This window comes from Enterococcus sp. LJL99, from assembly GCF_054871725.1.
Map to the genome: position 1 here is coordinate 95,964 of NZ_JBTXLT010000005.1, position 26,949 is coordinate 122,912.

Below are 26,949 nucleotides of genomic sequence, written 5' to 3' on the forward strand. Positions count from 1 at the left end.
GGGAGGAATAAAATGAGGAATGAATTAATTATTACGATTGAAACACAAACACAAAAGTATTTTGAGACAAAGAAATTAGAAAATGTTACAGCCAGTGATTTAGCTGTTTTACTTGATCAAAAGAGAAATACCATAAGCAAGCAATTAAATAAACTATGGGAAAGTTCTCATTTTATTAAGGTAAATACACGGCCTGTTATTTTTTTATCGAAAAAGATTTTTGAATCAAACGGGTACACGATTACTCAATCAACGTATGAGTCTCTTGAAGCAATCGTCGAGAAATCACAAGCCATTTTTAATGAGTTAATTGGAGCAGAAGCTAGTTTGAGAGGCGCTGTGCAGCAAATTGAATCCGCTATCATGTATCCAGATAATGGTCTAGCCTTAATCTTATTTGGCGCTTCTGGTTCTGGAAAATCATATATAGCAACCCTTGCTCATCGATATGCAATCAAGAATGGTTGCTTGAAAGAAGATGCTCCGTTTATGACACTGAACTGTGCTCAATATGCTGATAATCCAGAATTATTATCTGCATTACTTTTTGGACATGTAAAAGGGGCTTTTACGGGAGCCGATAGTGAAAAAGAAGGCTTGTTAGCAGCTGCTGATGGCGGGTTTCTTTTTTTAGATGAAGTACATCGACTATCACCAGAATCACAAGAAAAATTGTTTATATTCATTGATAAAGGAATTTATACACCAGTTGGGGAAGTTAAACAAGATAAAACAGCGAATGTACGCTTGATGTTTGCAACTACAGAAGCAAGAGATCAATTTTTACTGACGACATTTATACGTAGAATCCCTATTCAAATTGAACTACCAGAGTTATCTAATCGAAGTGAGCGAGAACGATTAGAATTGATCTACACTTTCTTTAAAAGAGAAGCCACAATTCTAGATACCACAATCTCTGTTAGTAATCGAGTGATTTATGTATTGTTAAACTATATGTTTAAAGGAAATGTTGGCGAGTTAAAAAGTACCATTAAGTATTTGTGTGCTTTTCAATATCGTAAAAAGAAGGATACTGCTCAATTGGTCATCAATACATCGATTTTATCGAGAGAAATGTATCCACTTCCTGAAAATTTGGAATTTGTTGGTCCGTTAAAAAATATTTTAATTGATTCCAATACAATGATTAATCAATTAGAAGGACTTGGTAATGCCAATGAGTGGTCTAAAGTAGATGTGCTATTTGATGAAATCATTAAACAGTATAAAGAATTTCCAATCAACATGACGCGACAGAAATTTATTAAACTAGCTTCGCTGAAAGTAGATTTAATGATGGATAGTTTGCTATTTGAACAACCAAATGAAAACAATCGTTTATTGATTCAGATGATTCATCGAAAAGTTAAAAATATCATGATGTTCCTCGAAGAAGAGAATAAGTTTAAATTAATGACGAATAGCAGTTATTCGATTTCAAATTACATCTTTTATCGGATGAAACAAACGTTTTTAGAAAAAGAAGACCAAGATCAAACTATTTTAGAATTAAAGCATTTCCTGTTAACTCATTATGCTGAAGCACATGAAAATGCCAAAAATATTATTTTATTGTTAGAAAATAAATTCGACATTTATTTACATTTGAAAGATGAGTTAATTCTAACGTTTTATATGATTAATGCAGATATTCAATATCAACAAAAAAATAAAGTAAAAGCCTTGATTCTAGCTCATGGTTTTGCAACAGCCACTAGTTTAGCTGGAGTAGGCAATCGTTTATTAGATCAACATATTTTTGATGCGTTTGATATGGCTTTAGATTCTACGACACAAGAAATAGGAAAAAAAGTCGATGAATATATTCGAAAATATAAAGAATGTAAAGAATTCATCATTCTTGTTGATATGGGCTCATTACAAGAGATTCAAACTTTTATCAAACCTAAAGAAATGATTACCATTGGAATCATTAATAATGTTACAACATCAATGGTCTTAGAAGTTGGCCAATCAATCATTAATCAGGCAACTCCTGAAACGATTGTTGAACAATCGAAAAAACAGCGGATTGATGTGAAGCTTCATTTACCAGAAGTTCAACAACGAAAAATGTTTATTACAACTTGTCTGACGGGAATCGGCACAGCCACTCAAATTAAGCAATTGTTAGAGGATAGTATCGATCAACAATATGGTATCGCTATCCGAGCGATGGATTATCATACATTAAAAAGTAATGGTATTTCAGACGGCATTCATTCAGAAGAAGTTTTGGCGATTATTGGAACAGACAACCCAAAAATTGCAGATATTGCCTATATTCCTTTGGAAAAATTGATTTCTGGAGAAGACGAGGTCTTAACTAGTGCTTTGATTGATACGTTAAGTTCGAATGAAATCGAAGGAATTAATCGTAAAATTGTAAAAAATTTTTCCCTCGAAAAAGTTATTGAATCGATTACTATTTTAGATAGCGAGACCGTTATTAATGAAATCGAAACTCTTATTTCAACTTTTGAAGTATTATTTAATCGTAAGATCGAAAATAAAATCCAAATGGTTTTATATGTTCACGTTAGTTGTTTGATTGAGCGCTTGATTCGCAATCAACCAATTAATGGTTATCCGATGGAAAAATCGAAAATTCCAGTAACTTCATTTGAAGCGATACGGAAAGTTTTTAGTGGGATTGAAAAGAAATATAGTGTGACGATTCCTGAATCAGAACTAAGCTATCTTTACAGCATATTGTATATGTATCAATAAAAGCAAGAAGTGTCCCAATTTATTGGCACGCTTCTTGCTTTTATATTTATTGAAAGGAGGCGTGTTATGGGAACGAATGAGGTGAATATCATTTTAGCTAGTCATGGGGAATTTTCTAAGTCGGCCTTAACGACACTAGAAATGATTGCGGGAAAACAAAGTAACATGAGTGCATTAAGTTTACAGCCAGGGGAAGGGTTAGATGAATTTTATCAACAATATAAGCAATTGGTCGAAACAAAACCAGGTGAATGGTTAATATTGACGGATATTGATGGTGGAACCCCATCAAATGCAGCAACACAATTATTGCTTGGTTTTGAAAATGTACAAGTGTTTTCTGGTCTAAATATCCCTTTATTATTGGAGATTGCAACAAATAATTCAGCTTCTTTAACTGAATTGACTACGTTGATTGAAAAAAATTGGTTGCTCTATTTGACCAATATAAATAAAAAAATAGTTCGAAAGGATGAAAGTGATGAGTATTGAATTAGTAAGAATCGATGATCGTCTGATTCATGGACAAGTAGCGACTACTTGGCTAAAAGATTATGATATTGAACAAGTGATCATTGCAGATGATGAAGTTAGTCAAAATGAGATGAAGAAAACAATGGTAACGGTTGCTGCGCCAACGGGGATTCGTGTTCATGTTTTTCCAGTGGATAAATTTATTCAAGTGCAAAAGGAAAATCCTATTAAGCGGCGAACCTTATTACTTTTTACACAACCTATTGATGTACAAAAAGCCTTGGATCAAGGTGTGGATATTTCGGAAGTTTATGTTGGGGGAATGCGTTCAACAAGTGAAAGAAGGCGAATCTCTAAAGCCGTGAATATTTCACCAGAAGAAGAAGCGATTTTTCAATCACTTGCAGAAAGAGGTGTTTCATTAATTATTCAAACAGTTCCAAGAGATGAGAAAAATGAACTTATTGATTTATTGTAAAAAATAAAAAGGAGGATTTTTATGTTAGTTCAAGCAATTTTGTTAGGTCTTTGGGGCGGTTTTTGTATGTTTGATGGTAAAGCTTGGCATTTTGGTTTTCAAAAACCGTTACTAGCTGGAACGGGAGCGGCTATCATTACAGGCGATATAGTTCAAGGAGTAATTATTGCGGCGACGTTAGAATTGATGTGGTTAGGAACGAATAATGTTGGTGTTTATACGCCGCCAGATATTATTGCAGGATCGATTATTGGTGTGGCGATGGGTGTTTTATCAGGAGGGGGTGTAGCGACAGGAATCGCAGTTGCCATGCCGTCTGCTTTACTTGTGCAACAACTAAATATTGTGGCGCAAACAGCAAATATTGGTTTGGCACATAAAGCTGATTCGATTGCAAAAGAAGGGGATTTATTTTCCAATCGAATTGCCATACTTCATTGGACGGGTGGCTTGTTCATTGCTTTGACGAGAATTATTCCAATTTTTCTAGTTGTGTTGTTTGGTGTTCCAATGATTGATGCTGTGTTGTCCTATATTCCTGAAAATGTGCTGACGGGCTTAACGGTTGCTTCTAAATTAGTATCTGCGGTTGGTTTTGCCATGTTACTAAGAATGTTACTCCAAAAAAAATCATGGGTTTTCTTATTGATTGGTTATGTTCTATTTTCATACTTAAATATGCCAACTTTGGGTGTTGCAATGGTCGGAATCGTGATTGCTTATTTTTACGATATGCTGATTACTACGCAAGAAAAAGTAGAAGAATTACCTCAAACAGTGACTGCAACAGTAATGACAGAAGAAGAGGAGTATGACTTATGATAGAGAATGAAGAGAACTTATTAACAAAAAAGGATCTCAATAAATATTTTTGGCGCGCGCAAACCTTAGGTGTTTCAGGGAATGCAGAACGTGGAGGGAATTTAGGGTATCTTTATTCGATGTTGCCGTTTTTAAGAAAACGTTATAAGGACGGGACTACGGAAGAACGATCAGCTGCCATGTCTCGTCACTTGGAGTATATGGTCACACACCACGTATCGCAATTTTTACTTTTAGGAACGTCAATGGCCTTAGAAGAAAAAACAGATGAATTTGAAAAAGATATTGTTCGGAATACAAAGGTAAGTTTAATGGGGCCATTGGCTGGTCTTGGAGACAGTATTTTGAGTTATACATGGTTGGCTATTTGCGGCAGTATCGGGGCTAGTTTAGCGGCGAATGGTAGTTTGATTGGTCCATTCGTTATGTTGCTAATGATTAATGCTGTTTGGATGCCGTTAAAATATTATGGGATTACGTTAGGCTATGAAAAAGGAGTTGAATTGTTAAGCTCTCCAAATAGTAAAAGTTTGATTAACCGATTTTCAGATGCTGCCAATGCGATGGGAACAGTGGTAGTTGCTGCTTTGATTGTGAGTAACGTAAAAATAAGTTTGGGCTTAGAATTTACATTAGGTAAGGATAATGTATTGAATATTCAAGAAATGTTGGATAAAATTTTACCGAATTTATTACCTATTCTGCTAACTTTTGCTTGCTATAAGTTTTTGAAGAAAACGAATGGCCGTCATGTTGTTCCTCTAATTATCGGTTTATTAGTCTTAGGTACACTACTTTATATGGGAGGGATTCTTGCATAATGAGCCAAAAGACTGATTTTTTTGCGATTCATTTTTTTGCAGAACAGTTGATTAGAGAAGCTGGTGCACGGATAAAAAATCAGCTGACCAACCAATTGACGATTGATACTAAGAAAAATGCCCATGATTTTGTAACGAACATTGATAAAGAAACAGAATTTTTTTTGGTCAAACAAATTAAAAAACAATATCCTGACCATAAGATTATTAGTGAAGAAGGTTATGGGGATACACTGACGGATTTGAAAGGAATCGTTTGGGGAATCGATCCAATCGATGGAACCTCTAACTTAGTATACAAACAAAAAGATTTTGCTATCTCAGTTAGTGTCTATCAAGATGGGGTAGGGGAATTAGCCTACATTTATGATGTAGTTGCTGATCTTTTTTATCACGCTAAAAGAGGACAAGGTGCTTTTGAAAACTATCGACGGTTGCCTAAACGAGCGGATCGAAAGCTAGTAGATAGTCTTGTATACAGTCGCTTTAATTACATCTACACTGATGAATATCATATTCGTGAGGTGATTCAAGCATCACGAGGGTTAGGTGGGATGTCTTGTGCATCGTTGGGATTGGTAGAGTTAGGAAAAGGGACCGTTGATGTGATGATTAATAAAGGTGCGATGAAATTTTGGGATATTTCTGCGGGAAAATTATTTGCAGAAGAAAATGGAGTTGTTTTTCAAGGCGTAGATGGCAGTTCGTATAAAATTTGTGAGGATAAGACAATTATTGCTGGCGGTCCTGATTTGATTAGGGAAATCACTGCTCGTTTTTGGCAACTATAACTATTGTAAAACATAAAAAGTATTTAGTAATAATTGATGGAAATAGGCTTTGGTAACACTATATGAGTAAATGGTTGAGTCTTAGATAAAGCTGCTTTTTGTTTTATTAGAGGCTCTTTTTTGCAGTTTTAATTCCGATTATTTTAGTACTTTACCCTCAAATTGAATTGCTAGTGCTTAATTTTTCTTAACCACTATTGAATAAAACATGATAAACTAGTAGAGAGGTTGGGGGAAGTGTCAGTGTTGAGAAATAAGAAGGCATGCACAAAAAATTCTTCAGTTTTTGTGTATGTCTTCTTAATTTCTGTAATCATTGTTTGTTGCTTGTTTGAATAAGACATAAAACGAAATGACTTCATCCTCTAAAAAATAAAAAAGGAGTCTCTTATGGAAATTAAAATCAAAGATTTAAATATGCGTTATGGTCGCGCAGAAGTATTAAACATTCCATTTTTAGAGTTTGAAAAGGGGATATCATACGGATTAGTTGGACATAATGGAGCGGGAAAAACCACTTTATTCAAATGTATTACTAATATTATTGCAACGTATCAAGGAGAAATCCTGATAGATGACCAATTAGTAAAAAAACATAATGAGCTATTGTTGAATGTTGGGATTGTATTAGATGGAATGTCAGTGTATACGAATCGTACAGGTTGGTTCAATATTCAATATTTTTCTGGGTTAAGAGGTACATTTGACGAAGAAAAAGCGGGGAATTTGGCGCGTGAATTGGATTTATATTCTGTTTTAGATCAAAAAGTTAAGAACTATTCTTATGGGATGCAGAAAAAATTGATTTTATTGATTGCTTTGATGCATACACCAGAAATTTTGATTTTAGACGAACCATTCCGAGGACTAGATATCGATACAGTGAAGTGGTTTAAAGGCTATTTAAAACAATTAACAAGCCAGGGGTTGACGTTATTAATTTCTAGCCATGTTCAAAATGATTTAGAAGCCCTTTGTGATATTGTTTATGTAATTGATCGTGGTCGTATCGCTGAAACAATTGATATGAAAGCTGAAAAAGCTAAAATGATTCGCTTGGTTAACACAACAAATAATGAACGTTTTGCGACCCTTTTAGATGAAGCTAATTTTTATTATCAAACAGATGATGAAGGTAGTCTGAAGCTTGATATCTCTGATGAGCGTTGGGGAGATGTTAAGTCAGCATTAGGAGAAGAGCAAATTGAAATTTTAGAATTAGCTAAAGTGAAAATATTGGAAGAAAGGTTAAATTAGGAGGGACGAAGATGACAGCAAAATTGATTTTTAAAATGGAATTATTTAAATTTTTACGAGATAAAAGCTTTTTAATCACAGCAGGAGTTATTTCAATCATCAATATTGTTTTAACTTTGATTCTCTTAAATGAGGCGAATAGTGCAAGTAATTATTATGATTCAAGTACAGCAGCTACGTTTATTGGGACTTTAGCGGGTGTTAGTGTAATGATTGCTCTTGGAAATATTATTTTTGCTTGGATCTATCCATTTCATATGATTTCAATGGACTATAAGAATAATGTGATGTCGATGATGGTTGCATCCGGTGTAAATCGACAAAAATTATTTTTTGCTAAAATTGGTGCTATTTTTGTTTGTACACTAATCTTGATGGCAGCTATTACGTTGATTCCATTGATTTTATGTGTCATTAAATTGGCGCAGGTTGATGCGTTGGATCAATTGAAAGATGTAATCTCTGAAGTTTTTTACTATTCTGAAATTTCTGGATTCCAATTACTTTTACGCATGTTTGTTCAATATATTAATTCATTGATGTTGATTGCAACTGCGTGCATTTTGATGAAAGGTCGAAATATATCATTTCTGATTTTTATGGGATTCAGTATTATCAATAGTATTGTTTCTGGGATTTTAAATATGATTCCAAATACATTTATGTTTAGTTTTAATGGAATGTTTAGTTTCCAAATCTTTATTTTATTGTTATCAACCGTTGTTTTTTGTTTTATTTCATTGAAAATATTGGAAAAACAAAATTTATAAGACATACAATGGCTCTTAATCAAATAAGGTTTATAAGCTAGTTTAATTGAAAATCAGAATGAAAGGATGACTCTTTCACTCTGATTTTTTTTGTTCAATTTTTTAGGTCCAACTTCTGCAAATATTCTGCTGTCTAAAACAAAGATGGAAAAAAAATGTATTATGCGCTACCATAGTAGAGACGAATTTTCTTCACAAAAGGATGTGTAAGCACGGTGAGAAGCAAAATAAATCAATTGATCGGTTGGATTAAAACTCATAGTTTACTATTAAAACTTATTTTTCTTGGCTCTGTCTTAATTTTCGTGGCAAATCAAGTGACACATATTGCACAAGGCATGTCATGGCAAGATGTCTTTCAAACAATGGCACAACAGAAAAAGTTAACCAGTATCAGTATGATCTTAATCGGTTGCTTAGGTATTTTACCGATGTTTTTATACGATTATGTAGTAATCAAAGTATTAGAAGAAGCAGGAAAACCCAAAATGAAAACATGGGATTGGATTGTTTCAGCATGGGTGACCAACACTATTAATAATTTAGCTGGATTTGGCGGTGTCGTTGGTGCGACGTTGCGGGCTAATTTTTACGGAAAAGATATAGCACGTAAAAAAGTGGTCGCAACGGTCTCGAAAGTGGCGTTGTTCCTGATTTCAGGTCTTTCGATTTTATCTTTTGTAACATTTGTTGATGTTTTTTTTATTCGACCAGATAGTTTATTTAGAGAATATTGGATTTGGTTACTATTAGGAAGCTTGATTGCTCCAGCTTTATTTGGTTTTACTAGACTTAAGCGCCATACATTATTTAAACATTTCTATCCAAAAAAAGTTTTTTTGCTGTTTGCTGCTTCGTTAGGGCAATGGTTTGGTGCAATGTGTGTCTTTTTAGCAATTGGGCAATTGATGAATGTTCCAGTTTCTTCCTTAGCAATTTATCCAATGTTTATCATAGCGACATTAATTGGGATGTTAACAATGGTACCGGGTGGTATGGGAACCTTTGATGTATTGATGATTTTAGGATTATCACAATTAGGAGTAAATCAATCAACGGCAGTTGTGTGGTTGATTTATTATCGGTTATTTTATTATGTAGTCCCTTTTCTGACAGGGGTTATATTGTTTGTTCATCAAACAGGAGTTAAAGTAAATCGTTTCTTTGATAATTTACCAAGAGTTATTTCACAAAAAGTAGCTCATGCGATTTTGGTTTCGGCGCTTTATTTTGCAGGAATTATGTTGGTGCTCTTATCTACAGTAACTAATTTATCTAATGTTAGCCGACTGTTCCAGGTACTATTACCTTTTTCATTTGATTTTTTGGATCAGACATTTAATATGCTAATTGGCTTTTTGCTACTTGGATTAGCGCGCGGAATTTCTATGAAAGTTCGAAAAGCTTACTGGCCAACGATTGGTCTGTTAATTTTTGGGATTGTCAATACGATTTCCCGAACTACTTCCTGGCAATTGATTATCGTTTACTTGATTATTTTACTCGCAGTTTTTCTAGCGAAAGAAGAATTTTATCGAGAAAAATTTGTTTATTCATGGGGCGCTTTGGTGATTGATAGTCTTTTGTTTGGCTGTTTGTTCATTATCTATGCGGTAGCGGGATATTACAGTGCCCATCCTGAAAAAACGGGTCCAATGCCGCAAACCTTTTTACTATTTCCTTCAGATGATGTTTGGTTTTCTGGTTTAGTTGGTTTAGGGATCTCGATGGTTGGCTTGATTACATTATATCAATATTTAGCAGATACAACAGAGCATTTAGGCGAAACGCTTGAAACAAATCGTTTAACGCAACTTCTACATAAATTTGGCGGGAATGAAAGTAGCCAATTTCTTTATTTGGAGAACTATGAATATTATTATTATCAAGAACAGAATGAAGATCTGGTTTTATTTGGTTATCAAATCAAGGCAGATAAATGTTTTGTTGCAGGAAATCCGATTGGAGATTCTGAAAAATGGGCGCAAGCTACGTTTTCATTTATGAATCAAGCAGATTTACTAGGATATCGAGTGGTATTTTACCGAATTTCAGATGAATATGTGATGACATTGCACGATTTAGGGTATCATTTTATGAAAGTAGGCGAAGAGGGCGCGATTTGCTTTAAAGACTCTACGCAACCACGTCTAACTAAAGAGAGTATGACCATGCGCCAGTTAGCCAATTTAGGCTATACTTTCCATCTTTACCAAGAGCCTGTTTCTGATGAGATTTTTGAAGAATTGAAACGAGTTTCGGATGAGTGGCTGGGTATAAACAAAGAGAAAAATTTTATTTCAGGTCGATTTGATCGTACCTATTTGGATTTAGCAGCTGTTGGTCTGATGCGCAATAAACAACGAGAAATTGTTGGGTTTATTACTGAAAAGAAGATTCAAACGGAAAAAAGAGTTGCGTATGATTTACTACGATATTGTGATGAAGCACCAGCCGAAACTACTGATTTTTTATTGACACATTTTATCGATACGTTTAAACAGCTTGGTTATCCAATGGTTGACTTGGGTGTTGCGCCACTAGCGAATGTTGGTGAGACAAAATATTCTTTTTTTGAAGAGCGATTGATTAATGTTCTCTATAATTATGGGTATCATATTTATGAATTTCAAGATAGAAGAAAAGCCAAAGAGCAATATGTTACTAATTGGGCTTCTCGTTATTGTGCGTATCCGAAACAAAGCAATGCATTGTTTACGTTTATTCAGTTGCTTCTATTGATTGAACGAGGTAGAAAGAAGAAAGTCTTCTTAGTTGAAGATGTGATGAATAATGATGAATAAGTTAACCGTAGTTGAGGATTTTAGTCATGCTTTAGCATAATAACTGCTTCTTTTTAGTAGATGTGATGGACACTAAAAACTGAATATAGTAGACTGATAGAGAGGTAGAGGCAAGCTATTTTTTATTTAACTTGTCTCTATTGCATAAATACTAAAGAAAGAGTTAAATTTAGCTTATAATCAAATCATTCTGTATAACGCTCGTTCTATTAATGAGAATCTTAATAAAGGTTGTTGTGACAAGGATTTGAAATTGAAGAGCCAGATAACTTTAAGCGAATGAACCTCTTTTTTAAACGAATCTTTTTTTGAATCTAATTGACTTCAATTTATAAAATAGCTATATTTAGAATAACACGATTACTTGTTAGGTGAGGCTTCTATGCAAACAAAGGCTACTGCTCAGAAATGTCGAAAGACTGGCATGGGTAGGACAAGAACTGTCGAATTAAGGCTTTTCTCAAAGTAGCTAAAAGCAAGACTTTTTACGTTGCATAGTGCTAAAACTCCACGAAGAGAATGAGAGGATGGGACAAGAGTACTTTCCTTTTGAAAATCGGGAAAATCAAAAAAGTTGATTTTACTTGTTTTTTGGAAAACTACTTTTTCTTATCTATAGTTAAGACTTAGAGGTTGAGTAGCTTGAGACCGATTATTTAAATCGATTGTTTTATGAAAATATATGATATAAATAATCTGACAGCAACCATTTTTGAAAATAATGCAAGACTATCTTAAATCTGAATAAGATTTTTGGAGATAGTTATTTGGTTTTCAACGTTTACTCACAAGCTGTTTTTCCTTAACTTTCATCCATTGACCTTCGCTGAGATAGAAGCTATTCTTAGGGATGGTTTTTTATTTTGTTGGAGGCAAGAAAATAATATGAATGGATGATTTAGCAAGAAAATGAAAATAAAAATAATTCAAAAAGCGATAGTTTTTTTTCAGTTAGCAAAAATAGTTGAAAAAATGAGTACGAGTAAATATATAGTAAAATCTTTTTGCCGAAGCCTATTAGCGGAAGTAGGAAGCACGTTTGTAGGAAGTCGAACGGCTGTAATTACAGATAGTAAAATATTTGGTAAAGCATTGTTTAGTAGTATGTTGGCGATTGATGGGCAAATGACAGTCCAAGCAAGGTATGATCTTTTGAATAATGGTGAAAATAAATGAAAAAAAATTCTAAATTAGCTAAATATAGATTTCTAGATTGGTCATTGTTGATTCCGTATTTGATTTTATGTACAGTCGGAATTTTGATGGTCTTTAGTTCTAGTACGTATCAACTATTGATTAATGATGTAGGTGTTTCTAGTAAAGCGATGAAACAAGGAATTTCCTTTATGATTAGTTTAGTCGCGATGTTTGTTGTATTTCATGTGAATTTGGCGGTTTTTCGTAATAGGAAATTGTTAAAAATTGCACTAGGGGTGTCAATTACCCTCTTACTATTTGTTTTGATTTTAGGTACGGCTTCTGGTGGCGCACAACGTTGGATTAGGATTGGTTTTTTATCTTTCCAACCTTCAGAGCTGATTCCATTAGTGATGGTGCTTTACTTAAGTGCTAACTTTGCGACAAAAGATAAACAAAAGCCGTTTTCGTTTAAAGAGTATAAGAAACCAATTTGGGTTTCGATTTTGTTGATTGGTTTAGTTGTCTTACAGCCAAATGTAGCAGGGGGAGCGATGGTTGCATTTTTAGTTGTGATTATGTTTTTAGCGAATGGTCTTTCTCCTTGGTTTACAATTTTAACTTTCGGTGCGATTGTAACAATTAAAGAATTAGCTACATGGATTATTTTATCTATACCAACTAGCTGGCTTCCGGATAAATTTAGTTATTTAGTCAGCCGTTTTAAAGTGATGCAAAATCCTTTTGCGGATCCAAATGGCTTAGGATTTCAAACTTCTAATGCTTACTATGCGATGCATAATGGTGGTTTTTGGGGTTTAGGACTAGGAAATAGTATTCAAAAAAAAGGCTATTTACCAGCTGCGGATACGGATTTCATTTTTGCTATTTGTATTGAGGAACTAGGGTTAGTAGTCTGTCTTATTTTATTGTTATTGGTCTTCTTTTTAGTTGCACGAATGTATCAACTAGCAGTGAAATCGAAAGTACTTTATCATATGTTTCTTTACGTTGGTTGTGGAACCATCTTATTATTACAGGTAGCCGTGAATGTGGGCAGTTTGCTTGGATATATTCCGATGACAGGTGTGACCTTTCCTTTTATCAGTTATGGCGGTTCTAGTATGATCATTCTCAGTATTGTGTTAGGTCTTGCGATGAATGCACGAGCAACAGAAATGAGAGATGCATGGATTTTAGGAAAGGGGCCTGCAGAATGAATAAATTAACAACAGATAGAGAGCCAATCAACTATGGGTTATTATTACCTGTTCTTTTGTTGATTTTGGTGGGATTTCTTGCTCAATATGGCGCGTTTCATGCTGATCCAAGTATCACAAATGTCATGCCTCTCTTGAGAAAACAACTTTATTGGACGATTTTAGGTTTTATTGCGATGTTTGTGATGATGTTTTTACCGATAGAATACTTGTGGAAACTAACACCTTTTGTTTATGGCGGGTCGTTGTTTCTAATGAGTCTATTAGTTAAATTTTATGATCCAGTTATGGCGACAGCGACAAGTACAAAGCGTTGGATTCGTTTAGGTCCGATTTCGTTTCAGCCTTCTGAGTTTATGAAAATCGGGTATATTTTGATGTTAGCTTATGTAATCACTAAAAGAAATAACCGACCCAAAACGGGCACTTTAAAAGATGATTTTTGGCTTTTAGGTGAAATGACATTATACAGTTTACCGATTTTTGCTTTAATGGCTTATCAAAAAGATTTTGGGACCAGTTTGGTGTTTATCTCGATTTTTATTGGTATGGTACTTGTTTCAGGTTGTTCTTGGAAAATTTTAGCTGTGAGTGGAACAGTTTTAGCTTCTTTAGGAATTACAACGATTTTATTAGTGTTAACAGAAGCTGGGCAAAAGTTTTTGACTATGCTTCATTTCCAACCGTATCAATTTAATCGAATCCATGCTTGGCTCAATCCTTTTGAGTATGCAGATTCCATTTCCTATCAACAGGCGCGTGGATTAATTGCGATTGGATCTGGCGAAATGACGGGTAAAGGAATCAACAATTTACAGGTTTATGTACCCGTTCGTGAATCAGATATGGTTTTTACCGTGATTGCAGAAGCCTTTGGATTTTTAGGTGCTTGTTTATTGTTACTGTTATTCTTCTACCTGATTTATCAAATGTTAATCAGTACCTTAAATTCTAAAAGAGAATTTTATGCCTATATCACGACAGGGATTATTATGTATTTTCTATTTCATATTATTGAAAATATTGGCTCTAACATTGGTCTATTACCATTAACAGGAATTCCTTTACCGTTTTTAAGTCAGGGAGGAACAGCCTATTTAACGAATTTTATTGCGATAGGCTTAGTGCTTTCCATGTATAATTCAAAACAAGATTCCCTTTAAGGCAATAGAAGAAAGAAGTTAGTTGAGCTTAGTTGTCCAACTTGAACGCACGCTCTTTTTTCGGATGTAGAGTTTTGAGCAAGACTAATTTTTAGTTTTGTTTGAGGCTCTTTTTTGAAATCCAGCACTTCCTAAAAGAAATAAAAATCTAAAGAAATAATTAAATTGTTCTTGTTTTTTTCTATGTATGAAATAGTTTTTTGCGCTGCTAGTTGTAGAAAATGGTAACAAATTCAAGTGGAACGCCGATTTCTTTGTTTATTAATAAGGTATAGTAATAAATAAGTAACAACTGCTATTATTTGACTTAAAATTATAAACTCGTTATATTAAAATAGTCAAAAAAGCGATTTTAAAAAAATAAAGCAAAAAATAGATGTTATATTTCTAAAAAAGTAGAAAGATTTACAAACATACCTGAATGATTGTAAATCAATAATCGAGAAGGAAGTTATTATGAAAAAATCAGTTAAAATACTAATTTGTGTTATTCTCTTAATTTTGCTTATCCTTTCAGCCGTAGGGAGCTATGCGGTCTATTCATTTTATGAAGGAAAGCAAAAAGCAGAAAGCTTAAAAACACCGTCAACAAACACCAATTTCACTGGTGATGAACAAAAGCAAGATCACGAAATCACGGTAATGATTGTGGGGAATGATGCTCGCTACGATGATGGAGACCAAGGGCGCTCAGATGCGTTAATGGTGGCTCACTATAATTCAAAAACAAAACAACCGAAACTGATTTCTATTATGCGTGATTCGTATGTAAATATTCCTGGCGAGGGTTTGGATAAAATTAATGCAGCCTATGCATATGGCGGTGCACAATTAACAAAAGAAGTATTAAATGAAAGTTTTGATTTACCGATTAATTATTATGTAGTAATTGATTTTGATAACTTTAAAACGTTGATTGATGATCTTTATCCAGATGGTGTTAAGATCGATGTTGAAAAAGATATTAATTTAGATGGCGTGGACTTGAAAAAAGGCGAACAGCGTCTGGATGGAAACAGTCTACTACAATACGCTCGTTTTAGAAAAGATGAAGAAAGTGACTTTGGTCGTGTCAGAAGACAACAGCAAGTTATGAATGCGTTGATTGAGCAGGCGAAAGATTTAGTTCCTATTTTACAATTGCCAAAAGTTGCTGGAGAAGCAGTGGGCTATTTAGATACTAATATCCCAACTAGTTTGATTATTGATTTAGCTAAGGACTTTGTTACAGGTGGCGTAAAACCATTAGAATCTCTATCAGTTCCTGTAGAAGGTAGCTGGGATTTCAATGACTACACCCCATCTGGAAGTGTGCTGGAAATTGATGAACAAATCAATGCGAAGGCAATCAGTGATTTCTTGAAAAAAGGAGAAAACCAATAATTCGAATTTATAAAAAATAAAAAGCTAGCCAAGGAAGATTTTTCTGAGAGAAATGACTTCAGTGGCTAGCTTTTTTAATCTAAGTGCTTTTTAAGCAGCTCTTCTTTTACGTCTTTTTTTAGTTACAATAGTTAGTTTAGGTTTATTTGTAAATTTTATATAAACGATAAATAGTGATGTACAAACAAAGAACAAGATAGCACCAAGCGTAAATCCTTCTGGTAAATAGACGAGTTTGATTTTATGTTCGCCAGCAGGAACTTGGAAACTAACAAAAGCATCTTTAAATGATTTTGTAGGTACTTTTTTACCATCCACATAAGCTTTCCATCCTTTATCGTAAGGAATCGTCGTTATTAATACTTGATCTTTCTCTGTTGTAACAGAGCCTTTAGCTGTACGGCCAGTTGTTGCTAAATCGACACCCTTTTCTTTAATGGCACTCACGGACTCATCAAAAGCAGTGAGATCCAGTCCGACCACTTTAGGTTCCATAAAGCTAACAGCCGTTGTTCCATAAAAAGAAACGGTAAATGTAACAGTGGTAGGCTCTTCATAGTAGCCAATATTATAGTATTGGCCTGTAATATTAATCTGAGATTTTTGACTTGTCCCATTAACGGTCATGGTAGCCGAAGAACTTTCCAGCTGACCAAAATCTGTTGGGAATAAGCTAAGATACGCTTGTGTATGAGCGGGTACATTAACTGTCCACGTGATATCTTTAGCAATATTACTTTGTTTTTCTTTATAAGTCACACCTGTCCCATTTTTTTCAGTCGTCACATTATTTTCTGTAACGACGGTTGGTTGATAAAAGGTAAAGTACGTTTCATTTCTATCCGCAAGAGCATTAAATAAATTTGTTTGACTACTTAAATTATCATTAGTCGGTTGTTCGACAGAATAAATTGATTCATCTGCTAAAAATCCTAGCGGAAGAGCATGGCTATTTTCATATAATGAATATTTTCCAGCTTTTCCTACAGAAGCATAGCCGTATTTTAGTGGATCTTGTTCAGAAATATTGTATTTCATGCCAACGACAGAGTCCATCAACAAGGTATTATTTGGATAGCGAATATTTAACGCAGTCCCTCTTGAACGGAATCCTAAGTCATTTAGATAGGCAGATGAATGGCGATTTCTGATGGAAGAAAATAGACTGACACCACTATATCCATAATTGATACTATCATTTGATGAAACAGGGTTCAGATTTTCCAAGCGATAAAAAGAATCATTTTTACTTTTTGTTTGATCAACCAGCTTTTTAATATCTGGATACGGCTCAGAGTACAAGCTGCGTGAAGCATAATTCCAGTCATCTAAAATTCCATCGACCATTAATTTTGTATTGATAAAAGCTTCTGCACAAACTAAGAGAAGCAATAAGATAACCAGTTGTTGCATTGGCACTTTTTTTAGCTGATAAAAGGCAATCCCCGCAAGGTAAAGTAGTAAAAATAAAACGGTTAAAATAAAAGAGGTCAAGGTCACAAATTCATAGCTTTTGCTACTAGAAGTTCCTTCTGCAATGGCAAAAACAGCAATCAAAATCAATGTGGACCCTGTTAAAATGCCTAAGTCATCTGTTGCAAATTTTTCCCACCCATAACCAGCCAGTAATACGACTAAGAAAGAGAATAGGAAACTATAACGGAATAAAAACATATTAGGCGCATGCATGCCATGCCAAAACAGATTTAGTGGCACAATATAAAAACTCGCAATCAAGACAACAAACAAACTTCCAAAAAGTAGTTTATTTTTAAGTGGAATTTGCTTGGTTACAAAGTAGAAAACACAAAAGATTAATGGCAATAAACCAACATAAATGAACGGAATGGAGCCGTATTTAGTTGTATCATAAACCCCAATCATATTTTTCATGACAATATCCCAAAACGCTGTCGCCTCGGTTTTAAAGCTTGAGATTGTAGAGAATGTTTCGCCATTGGTTCTTAAATCCATAACGGCAGGTAAAACCAGAATCATGGATGCGCCGCCAGCTAATAAAGAAGTAATACCGTAGGGAAGAAGGCTCTGTTTATATCGTTTCCAGTTGGTAAAACTTCGCGCAAAAAAGTATAGGAACGAAAATAGCCCAATCATAAAGCCCATATAGAAATTAGAAATAAACAAGAGCAAGTAGCTGACAAATAACAAGGTCGGCTTTTTTAAATCCATTAAACGATGAATCCCAAGGAAAACTAAAGGCAGATAAACAAAGGCATCTAGCCACATAATGATTTCAGAATGGGCGGTCGCAAATGACATCAACGCATAAGAGACACTGAGCGCTACACGGGTCCATTCAGGTAGTTTATACGTATTACGTGCAAATACCCAGAAAGCTAGACCTGCACTACCTATTTTAAGTAACGTAATCAAATAGAGGGCATCTGGAATATTTTGATTCTTAAAAAAGAAAACTAAAGGGGTGAATAATCCGCCAAGATAATAAGAAATCAACGAGAGATAATTCAATCCTAAAGAAGCGTTCCAAGTATAAAAAATACTTTGTTTGCCATGAAGCATATTATTAAAACTAGCATGAAAATTAGAAAATTGTGAAAAAGAATCGCTGGCCATCACACTACGGCTACTGCCAGGATAGATGCCAATACTTAAATAAACAAGTACCATAATGAAAAAAGGAATGAAAAAGCTAGCCGTCATATAAGGCCAGTTTTTTTGCGTAAATTGCTGGATTTTTTTCTTCATAAATAACCTCTCAGTAAATAATATAATCGTATCTATAGTTTAGCATATTCATGAAGAGAATGATGGAATGAAAAGAAAAATTTAACGAATGAAAGAAACAAAGGAAGAGAAAAAATAGCTCTAAAATCTATAGACAACATTAGATAGACTTTAGAGCCATTCGGAAGGGATTGCTGATTAATTTAGATGTTGATTTAATTCGCGCGCTAATTTACGATTCTCTACTTTTGAGTAGAAATAAAAGCCTATACTATGTCCAACTAAAGTTAAAAGTACAATTCCAAAAATATAAGGTCGAATGAATGAAAATAAATCGTAAGAGTACAGATATAAACTAAGCAATCCGCCGATAGAATTAACCAGGGTACTGATAAGGATATTTGTAAGTGATTTAAAGGTCGAATAATTCCATAAAAATGGATAAATCACTCCGAAAATAAGCCCCAAAATACTACCGATTGCAATAAGTTTCCAAAAAGCTAGGATTGTTAACGTTGATGGATTCGCGAATAACGTAGTAAGTAGTGTGATCCAAATAATTGTTCCTAAAGTAGCTTGCATAAAATTATTTTTTAATTCTGTTTTCATGATAATTTCTCCTTTATTAATTTGGCATAGTGGCGACTGACAACATAGTGATTGTTCGTTTGTGTATGTACTTCTAAGCGAGCATTTTGTCCAGATTCAAAAGAAACGACGTGATTCAAATTAAGGATTGTTGAATTATTGATTTGCACTAAATAAGGAAAATTCATTTTCAGGACAGCTTTTAATCGTTTTTGAATCAAAAATGGTTCTCCTGTGATAGTTAGAAGTTGGCAAAGATGACCAAAAGCTTGAATTGTTTCAATCCTATTTAGTGAAAGGAATGATTTACGATTGTTCTTCGGATCAATAACTTGTATTTGTGGTTCAATGGTTTCTAAAGCTTTTTCTAAAGTTAGTACGTCTTTTTTGTTTTGTGGATGAGCGATAAGTTTCAGTTCATCAATTGGTTGAGTTTCTTTCCAATAACAAGTAATTTTCATTTTGTCCTCCTGTTCTATTAATAGATTATCAAGTACCTATCTAAAATACACGAAAAATTTGTTTTGTTGCAAAAAAAGAACAGGTTGTTGCAGTATATTTGTTTGACTGAGAAAAAAGCTTGGGTAAAAAAGTTGGTTATTTTTATCCACAACAAAAAACTGTGGATAAGTAAAAATGACTTCTTTTCCACAGTTTGTATATTTTTTTGTTATAACTTATTGTTTACTAATACATAGATGTTTTTATTATCTATAGTTATTTACCTAATCCAATAATGATGCGATTTTTTCGTATCCTTGTCCCACTTCACCTACTGAATGGGTGTCTGATCCATACACAAGAGGAATATTCAAAGTGCGTGCTTGTTCGATTATCCACGGCTGTGGATAACTCTGTTGATAACCTTCTTTGAAGAAGCCAGCTGTGTTTAAATCTAGCTGATAGTTTTCTGTTTTTACACGTTGAAGCAGTTGGTTGACCAACGCAACATTTTCTGGAGAAAATTCAGTGGATTCAGTAAATTGTTTTTCAAATTTATGAACTAAAGAAATATGTCCTAATCGTTTAGGTTTCCAAGGTCCTAAGTCAGCTTCTAAAGAGCGTAAAACCGTTTGATAGTAAAGGGTTTGAGCTTTCTCAAAACCACCGGCAGGAACAACGACACCATCATTATATTCATCATACGTATAATCAATTCCATATAACCCATTCTCTCCAGGTAAGAAATGCACAGATAAAACGCCATCATCTGTTTGAGGACCATATTCGGCTAAAAAGTCTGTTGTCCAGTCTTCGAAATCAGTGAAATAATCTAGTTCAAAACCAATGTGGATAAGTAAATCTGAAGCATATTTTTTCTTCAAATAATTCATCTTTCTGAAGTAGTTATCCACATCATTCAATGCCATCGAAGCAGTGGACCAAACTTCTGGAATACCGAGTGCAACTGTTTCGATTCCAGCAGGTAAAGGGGCATGTTCAGTAATACTGTATTCTTTAAAACCTAATTTAATTGCTTGTTGGATAACTTCTTCAGTGTCATCTACACGACCATGAGGACAAAATTCTGTATGTGTATGTCCGTCTCTTTTCATTTAAGCGCCTCCATTATTAAATAGCTAAAAGTAATTGCAGAAAAACGTTTCTATAATCATATTATAGCCAAAACTAGTTGTGGAAAACAAGGTTAGTTTCAATTTTAAGGGGATTGGTTTTCAGTTATTAACAAAACAGGAAGATTATCCACAAGCATGGAAATGAAAAAAATCGGTTAGAAGAGCCATGTTCGCTTGCTTCTATACCGATATTTTTTGATAAATTATTTTCTGTATTGTCCATTTCCATAAACAATATATTTTGTAGAAGTCAACTCGGCAAGTCCCATTGGTCCACGAGCATGGAGCTTTTGTGTGCTGATTCCGATTTCGGCACCAAAGCCAAAGACAAATCCATCCGTAAAGCGTGTAGATGCATTTGCATAAACAGCGGCCGCATCAACTTGTTGTAAAAATTTTTGTGTCGCAAAATAATTGTCGCTAACGATTGCTTCAGAATGTTTTGTATTGTAATGATTGATATGTTGAATCGCATCATCTACTGAATCTACGACTTTTACAGCCAAGATATAATCCGAAAACTCAGTAGACCAATCAGCTTCAGTAGCTGGAATAGAATTTTTAAAGATAGTTGCTGCGTATCCGTCTGCACGTAGTTCAACATTATATTCAGCTAACGCTTCTTCGATTGCTGGTAAAAATTCAAGTGCAATCTCTTCATGAATCAATAAGGTTTCAGCTGAGTTACAAACAGAAGGACGTTGGCATTTTGCGTTGACGATGATTGAAATCGCCATTTCTAGTTGGGCATCTTTATCAACATAGATATGGCAGTTCCCTGTGCCAGTTTCGATGACGGGAACGGTTGCGGTAGAAAGGACTGCTTGGATCAAGTTTGCTCCACCACGTGGAATCAAAACATCCAAATACTCATTTAATTTCATCATTTTTTGAGCAGTTTCGCGAGATGTGTCAGCCACAAATTGGATGGCATGAGGTGTGACATTTTTTTCTTCTAAAGCAGTTTGTAAGCAATCAACCAATTGCTGATTAGAATGGAATGCTTCTTTTCCACCTCTTAAGATAACGGAATTACCAGTTTTAAAACAAAGGACGGCTGCATCTGTGGTCACGTTAGGGCGTGATTCGTAAATAATACCGATCACACCAAGCGGAACTCGTTGTTTACCAATCGTTAAACCATCTTCGTTTTTCCACATATGTTCGATTTCACCGATTGGATCAGCTAAAGACGCAACTTGTCTGATTCCTTCAGCCATTTCTTTGATTCGTTCTTCCGTCAAGAGTAATCGATCTTGCATCGTTTCAGCAATCCCATTTTCTTTTGCGACGGCTATGTCTTTTTGATTGGCGCTAAGAATGTCAGGTATTTGCTTTTCAAGGGTGTCAGCCATGTGAAGTAAGACATCATTTTTTTGAGTCGTATCCATTAATCCAAGTTGATAAGTTGCTTCTTTCGCTTGTTGTCCTAAAACGCTGATATCAGTCATTTGTTCTCCTCCTTGAATAGTGTGCCAATTTCTTTTCCTGCTAAAATATCTAAAATGATTTTAGGTTGTTTTCCATTCGCTAAAACCATCATTCGTTGATTTTCCAATATATGTTGGGCTGCTTTTAGTTTACTATACATGCCGCCTGTGCCGAAATCACTACCAGCTCCGCCAGCAAGTTTAAATAATTCTTCATCGATTGCATAGATTCTTGAAAATAAGGTGGCTTCTTTATTTGTTGTTGGATTATCCGTAAAGAAACCATCAATATCAGATAAAATAATCAGTAAATCTGCATCGATTAATTGGCTGATAACAGCAGATAATTGATCATTATCCCCAAATTTTGTCAGATGATCCAACTCATCGACGGCAACCGTATCATTTTCATTGATGATTGGAATAATTTCATTTTTTAACAGTTGTTCCATTGTATTGACCACATTTTTTTGACTTTCAGGATAGTCAGTGACATCTCTCGTGAGTAGCAATTGTGCCACCTTTTGACTATAAGTTAAAAAACGTTGATTATAAATATTCATCAATTCGGTTTGTCCAACAGCTGCAATCGCTTGTTGTTCAGGAATGGTTGGAGGGCGTTTCTTTTTATTTAGTTTGTGTAAACCTACCCCAATTGCCCCAGATGAAACCAAAATTACTTCTTTTCCTTGATTTTGTAAGCTAGTTAAGGTAAACGCTAATTGATCAAAGGCGTTCAAATTGATTTTTCCATTAGGATAAATCAAGGTACTTGTACCGACTTTTACAACAATTCTCTTTGCTTCTTTTAGTTTTTCACGCATAGGCTTCCTCGCTTAGACTGATAATTTTTCTATTTATTTGATAAAAAGGTCATGCTAGTGTTGATCTTATGTTTTAAAATAGGAACCAGTAGCTTATTTCATATACTAAAACTTAAGATAAACGAGAATAAGGAAATCGCGTTTGTTCCAGAATCCTGAATGGAATGCGACAACCCTATTCTCATATAATAACATGTTTTTTCGATAAGTTAATTTTTAATTGAAAATAACTGGAAACATCAGAAATCTATATTGGCGAATAAGTTCCAACTAAATATTTGGAAAAATCGAATACGTCAATTGTTTTCAGAAATTCCTTAGTTTTCCAACTTTGTTAATTTTGAGTCTCTAAATCGTGTAAAAATAGCCCGCTTAGTAGTTTTGGCTCAAACCAAGTCGATTTTGGCGGCATGGTCTTGCCTGCATCTGCTACATTTAATAAATCATCCATTGTAGTTGGGTAAACAGAAAAGGCAATTGTCCATTTGCCACTATCCACTAATTTTTCTAATTCTTGCATTCCGCGAATACCGCCGACGAAATCAATTCGTTTATCGGTACGAACATCTTGAATATCGAAAATAGGCATGAATACATGATTTTGGAGCAGAGAAACATCTAGTCCATCAACAGGATCCTCTGACAAAATCGTTTCTTTGGAAGTCAAGCTATACCATTGGCCAGCTACATACATTCCAAATGATTTAGGGGCTGTTGGTTTTGCTTGGGTCGTTTTTTCAACGGTAAACCCTTTTTCCAAACGAGTAAAGAAATCAGTCGGAATCGGAACATTAAGTACACGATTATAATCCAGAATTTCTAATTCTTCTTTTGGAAATAAGACAGACAAGAAATAATTGAATTCAGCTGTTTCACTTGCATTGGGTGATTGTTCCTTGATTTTTTGCCCTACTTTTACCGCAGACTCTGTTCGGTGGTGACCGTCAGCAATGTATAAGGCTGGCACGTCATCAGCAAAAGAAGCGACCAATGTATCAATTACACTAGAATCATTCACAACCCAAACGCGATGTGTCACTTCATGAAAACTAGTAAAATCATAGATTGGTTGATGTTGTTCTTTCCAATCAGTGATTAGTGATTGAATCGTCGGTTGATCTCGGTACGTCAGAAAAATCGGACTGGTATTGGCATCACATGCTTCGATATGGCGAATTCGATCGACTTCTTTTTCTGGACGAGTAAATTCATGTTTTTTGATTTTTCCTGTTGTATAGTCAGTGATTGAAGTACAACCGACAATCCCAGTTTGTGACCGTCCGTTCATTGTTAGCTCATATAAATATAAAGCAGGTGTTTCATCTTGAATAAGCCATTGTTTTTGCAAGAATGTTTGCAAATTTTCCGCTGCTTTTTGGTAAACTTGATCATCATACGGCGATACTGAAGTCGGTAAATCGATTTCTGCTTTATCGATATGAAGATAAGAGTATTGGTTTTCAGCACCTAATTCGCGTGCTTCTTCAGAGTTTAATACATCATAGGGAAGTGTCGCCACTTCTGCACTTAAGTCAGCAGTTGGACGAATACCTTTAAACGGGTTTACTGTGACCATATTAGTAGCTCACCGCCTCGGTATTTTTAATGGCACGAACGCGAATAATATTTTCCGCCGCTTGGATTTCTGCCGCGACTTCTGCAATTTTTTCTTCATTTGTTTCAGCAACATCAACAATTGTATACGCATAGTCTTCACGGCTACGATTAATCATGTTATCGATATTGATTCCTAAATTAGCAATCCCTGTTGAGATTTGTCCTAACATATTCGGTACATTCCGATGGATAATCGCAAAACGATGAGGCGAATTAAACGCCATTTCCACAGTTGGAAAATTAACAGATCGTTTGATATTTCCTGTTTCTAAAAACTTTTTCAATGTACGAGCCGCCATTTTAGCACAATTTGTTTCTGCTTCTTCTGTTGAAGCACCTAAGTGTGGTAAAACTAAGATTTTTTCATTATTCAATAAACGTTCATCCGCAAAATCAGTGACAAAATTACTGATTTCACCCTTTTCAAGTGCTGTCACTACCGCTTCAGGATCTACTAGTTCTCCACGAGCAAAATTCAATAAGACAGCAGAATCTTTCATTTTTGCTAATTCTTCTTTACCAATTAAATGATGCGTATTTTCAGTTAGTGGCACATGAATCGTGATAAAATCGCAGTTTGCAAACACTTCTTCCATACTTTGCGCACGTTTGACACGACGAGAAATGCTCCAAGCGGTATCAACAGATACGAACGGATCATAGCCTGTAACTTCCATTCCTAAACGGTAGGCATCATTAGCGACCATGGCACCAATCGCACCTAGACCAATTACGCCCAATTTTTTTCCTTCTAGTTCAGAACCTGCAAATTGTTTTTTTTCAGCCTCTGCTTGTTCTTCAACATCTGCTCCGCTTAATGTTTGCACCCAGTTAGCGCCTCTTAAAATGGGGCGAACAGAAAGTAATAAACAAGCAACTACTAATTCTTTTACAGCATTGGCATTGGCACCAGGCGTATTAAATACAACGATGCCATCTTCTGTACATTTTTTGACAGGCACGTTGTTAGTACCAGCACCTGCACGAGCAACGGCTAAGACTGAAGCAGGAAAATCGTAATCATGTAGTTTTTGACTACGTAAGATAATCCCATCAGGTATTTCTGTTTGATTGATTGTAAAGGTTTCTGGATTGAAACGAGCTAAACCTTCTGGAGCAATGGCGTTGAATGTCTTAATATCGTACATATTAGTTGGTTCCTCCATTTTCTGCTTCAAATTTTTTCATCAATTCAATAAGTGCTTCAACTCCTGCTTTTGGAAATGCATTGTACAGACTAGCACGCATGCCACCAACAGAACGGTGTCCTTTTAAGTTTTCAAAGCCAGCCGCTAGAGCTTCTTTGTTGAAGGCTTTATCTAATTCATCGCTACCTGTGACAAAAGGCACATTGTTGATTGAACGATCTTTTTTAGTTACAGGTGATGAGAATAAAGCAGACGCATCGATTTCATCATAAAGTAAAGCGGCTTTGTCTTTATTTTGTTCTTCCATTTTTTGGATGCCGCCTTGTTCTTTAATCCATTCGAAGACAAGTTTTGCCATATAAATACTGTAAGTTGGCGGTGTATTGTACATTGACCCATTTTTGGCATGGATATCATAATCCAACATAGCGCTAAGAACATCTACCTGCCCAATCAAATCTTCACGGACAATCACTACTGTTAGACCAGCAGGACCAATATTTTTTTGCGCTCCAGCATAAATTAAACCAAAATCGGCTACATTGTAATTTACAGATAAAATATTAGACGACATATCAGCAATTAATGGAACATCACCAGTATCTGGCAAATCGTAATAGGCAGTTCCTTCGATTGTATTATTTGTTGTAATGTGTAAATAAGCGGCATCTTGTGGAATATCTTCTTTACGTATTTCTGGAATATACGTGAAATTTTTATCTTCACTAGAAGCAATCACTTCCACCTCTACGTTATCGATTTTCTTCGCTTCACTGATGGCTTTTTTTGCCCAAGAACCAGTGTTCACGTAGAGTGCTTTTTTATTTTGAGCTAAATTTAGCGGCACCATGGTAAATTGCATACTTGCGCCACCTTGTAAAAACAACACTTTATAATTATCAGGAATATTCATAATTTCTCTTAATAATGTTTCAGCATTTTGGATAATGGTTTCGAATAAGGAGGACCGATGACTCAACTCCATTACGGACATCCCGCTGTTTTCATAATTCACCAATTCGGATTGCGCTTTTTCCAATACACTTTTCGGTAATACAGCAGGGCCAGCAGAAAAATTGTAAACAGTTTTCATACATCTATCTCTCCTTTATAATTTATCGCTTTTTGCGATAGTAAATGTGAAAACAATTATAACAGAAACCTAACATTAAAAAAAGATTAAAAAGTAAGTTTCTAAAATTCTTT

The 26,949-nt window shown here is 34.9% G+C and carries 22 protein-coding genes and 1 riboswitch; of the genes, 13 read left to right on the forward strand and 9 right to left on the reverse strand.

What is annotated here, in order from left to right; genetic code table 11:
• The first annotated feature begins 12 nt into the window (after positions 1 to 12).
• From ACYSNW_RS09230 to ACYSNW_RS09290, 13 genes are all read left to right on the forward strand, one after another.
• Positions 13 to 2,733 carry a sigma 54-interacting transcriptional regulator gene (locus tag ACYSNW_RS09230; RefSeq protein ID WP_461744197.1) on the forward strand — a complete coding sequence of 907 codons (2,721 nt, stop codon included), beginning with the start codon at positions 13 to 15 and terminating at the stop codon, positions 2,731 to 2,733.
• 66 nt (positions 2,734 to 2,799) lie between these two features.
• Positions 2,800 to 3,225, forward strand: a complete 426-nt coding sequence (locus ACYSNW_RS09235) for a PTS sugar transporter subunit IIA (RefSeq protein ID WP_461744198.1) — start codon at positions 2,800 to 2,802, stop codon at positions 3,223 to 3,225.
• The gene (locus ACYSNW_RS09240; protein ID WP_461744199.1) at positions 3,215 to 3,685 is read left to right on the forward strand and encodes a PTS system mannose/fructose/N-acetylgalactosamine-transporter subunit IIB; all 471 of its coding nucleotides are present in this window, start codon (positions 3,215 to 3,217) and stop codon (positions 3,683 to 3,685) included. The genes ACYSNW_RS09235 and ACYSNW_RS09240 overlap by 11 nt, the downstream gene beginning before the upstream one ends.
• A 21-nt stretch (positions 3,686 to 3,706) precedes the next feature.
• Positions 3,707 to 4,507: a PTS mannose/fructose/sorbose/N-acetylgalactosamine transporter subunit IIC gene (locus ACYSNW_RS09245; RefSeq protein WP_461744200.1), complete on the forward strand. Its 801-nt coding sequence runs from the start codon at positions 3,707 to 3,709 to the stop codon at positions 4,505 to 4,507.
• Entirely contained in the window at positions 4,504 to 5,328 is an 825-nt protein-coding gene (locus tag ACYSNW_RS09250) for a PTS system mannose/fructose/sorbose family transporter subunit IID (protein ID WP_461744201.1), read from the forward strand. The genes ACYSNW_RS09245 and ACYSNW_RS09250 overlap by 4 nt, the downstream gene beginning before the upstream one ends.
• On the forward strand, positions 5,328 to 6,119 hold the full coding sequence (locus tag ACYSNW_RS09255; RefSeq protein WP_461744202.1) for an inositol monophosphatase family protein: 792 nt from the start codon (positions 5,328 to 5,330) through the stop codon (positions 6,117 to 6,119). Before ACYSNW_RS09250 ends, ACYSNW_RS09255 begins: the two co-directional genes overlap by 1 nt.
• A gap of 390 nt (positions 6,120 to 6,509) precedes the next feature.
• Positions 6,510 to 7,376 carry an ABC transporter ATP-binding protein gene (locus ACYSNW_RS09260; RefSeq protein WP_461744203.1) on the forward strand — a complete coding sequence of 289 codons (867 nt, stop codon included), beginning with the start codon at positions 6,510 to 6,512 and terminating at the stop codon, positions 7,374 to 7,376.
• 11 nt (positions 7,377 to 7,387) lie between these two features.
• Positions 7,388 to 8,146 (forward strand): hypothetical protein, encoded by a 759-nt coding sequence (locus tag ACYSNW_RS09265; protein ID WP_461744204.1) that lies wholly within the window; start codon positions 7,388 to 7,390, stop codon positions 8,144 to 8,146.
• Between the two features lie 215 nt (positions 8,147 to 8,361).
• Entirely contained in the window at positions 8,362 to 10,950 is a 2,589-nt protein-coding gene (mprF, locus tag ACYSNW_RS09270) for a bifunctional lysylphosphatidylglycerol flippase/synthetase MprF (RefSeq protein WP_461744205.1), read from the forward strand.
• Positions 10,951 to 11,306: 356 nt separating this feature from the next.
• A riboswitch (M-box (ykoK) riboswitch) is annotated at positions 11,307 to 11,475 on the forward strand.
• A 384-nt stretch (positions 11,476 to 11,859) separates the two neighbouring features.
• A complete protein-coding gene (locus ACYSNW_RS09275; RefSeq protein ID WP_461744206.1) occupies positions 11,860 to 12,126 on the forward strand; it encodes a hypothetical protein in 267 nt (88 codons plus the stop codon).
• Positions 12,123 to 13,307 carry an FtsW/RodA/SpoVE family cell cycle protein gene (locus ACYSNW_RS09280; RefSeq protein WP_461744207.1) on the forward strand — a complete coding sequence of 395 codons (1,185 nt, stop codon included), beginning with the start codon at positions 12,123 to 12,125 and terminating at the stop codon, positions 13,305 to 13,307. Before ACYSNW_RS09275 ends, ACYSNW_RS09280 begins: the two co-directional genes overlap by 4 nt.
• Positions 13,304 to 14,470: an FtsW/RodA/SpoVE family cell cycle protein gene (locus tag ACYSNW_RS09285; protein WP_461744208.1), complete on the forward strand. Its 1,167-nt coding sequence runs from the start codon at positions 13,304 to 13,306 to the stop codon at positions 14,468 to 14,470. The genes ACYSNW_RS09280 and ACYSNW_RS09285 overlap by 4 nt, the downstream gene beginning before the upstream one ends.
• Before the next feature lie 456 nt (positions 14,471 to 14,926).
• Positions 14,927 to 15,853 carry an LCP family protein gene (locus ACYSNW_RS09290; RefSeq protein WP_461744209.1) on the forward strand — a complete coding sequence of 309 codons (927 nt, stop codon included), beginning with the start codon at positions 14,927 to 14,929 and terminating at the stop codon, positions 15,851 to 15,853.
• A gap of 90 nt (positions 15,854 to 15,943) precedes the next feature.
• On the opposite strand, the gene ACYSNW_RS09295 is transcribed toward ACYSNW_RS09290, so the two are convergent.
• The 9 genes from ACYSNW_RS09295 to serC form a co-directional block, all read right to left on the reverse strand.
• Entirely contained in the window at positions 15,944 to 18,580 is a 2,637-nt protein-coding gene (locus tag ACYSNW_RS09295) for a YfhO family protein (RefSeq protein ID WP_461744210.1), read from the reverse strand.
• Positions 18,581 to 18,757: 177 nt separating this feature from the next.
• Entirely contained in the window at positions 18,758 to 19,168 is a 411-nt protein-coding gene (locus ACYSNW_RS09300) for a hypothetical protein (RefSeq protein ID WP_461744211.1), read from the reverse strand.
• The gene (locus ACYSNW_RS09305) at positions 19,165 to 19,608 is read right to left on the reverse strand and encodes a LytTR family DNA-binding domain-containing protein (protein WP_461744212.1); all 444 of its coding nucleotides are present in this window, start codon (positions 19,606 to 19,608) and stop codon (positions 19,165 to 19,167) included. The genes ACYSNW_RS09300 and ACYSNW_RS09305 overlap by 4 nt, the downstream gene beginning before the upstream one ends.
• A gap of 264 nt (positions 19,609 to 19,872) precedes the next feature.
• A complete protein-coding gene (gene hisJ, locus ACYSNW_RS09310) occupies positions 19,873 to 20,703 on the reverse strand; it encodes a histidinol-phosphatase HisJ (RefSeq protein ID WP_461744213.1) in 831 nt (276 codons plus the stop codon).
• 224 nt (positions 20,704 to 20,927) lie between these two features.
• Positions 20,928 to 22,175 carry a glutamate-5-semialdehyde dehydrogenase gene (locus tag ACYSNW_RS09315; protein WP_461744214.1) on the reverse strand — a complete coding sequence of 416 codons (1,248 nt, stop codon included), beginning with the start codon at positions 22,173 to 22,175 and terminating at the stop codon, positions 20,928 to 20,930.
• Positions 22,172 to 22,978, reverse strand: a complete 807-nt coding sequence (proB, locus tag ACYSNW_RS09320; protein WP_461744215.1) for a glutamate 5-kinase — start codon at positions 22,976 to 22,978, stop codon at positions 22,172 to 22,174. The genes ACYSNW_RS09315 and proB overlap by 4 nt, the downstream gene beginning before the upstream one ends.
• 334 nt (positions 22,979 to 23,312) lie before the next feature.
• On the reverse strand, positions 23,313 to 24,554 hold the full coding sequence (locus ACYSNW_RS09325; protein WP_461744216.1) for a DUF1015 domain-containing protein: 1,242 nt from the start codon (positions 24,552 to 24,554) through the stop codon (positions 23,313 to 23,315).
• A 1-nt stretch (position 24,555) separates the two neighbouring features.
• Positions 24,556 to 25,743, reverse strand: a complete 1,188-nt coding sequence (locus ACYSNW_RS09330; RefSeq protein ID WP_461744217.1) for a phosphoglycerate dehydrogenase — start codon at positions 25,741 to 25,743, stop codon at positions 24,556 to 24,558.
• Position 25,744: 1 nt separating this feature from the next.
• Positions 25,745 to 26,836 (reverse strand): 3-phosphoserine/phosphohydroxythreonine transaminase, encoded by a 1,092-nt coding sequence (gene serC / locus ACYSNW_RS09335; protein ID WP_461744218.1) that lies wholly within the window; start codon positions 26,834 to 26,836, stop codon positions 25,745 to 25,747.
• Positions 26,837 to 26,949: the final 113 nt, after the last annotated feature.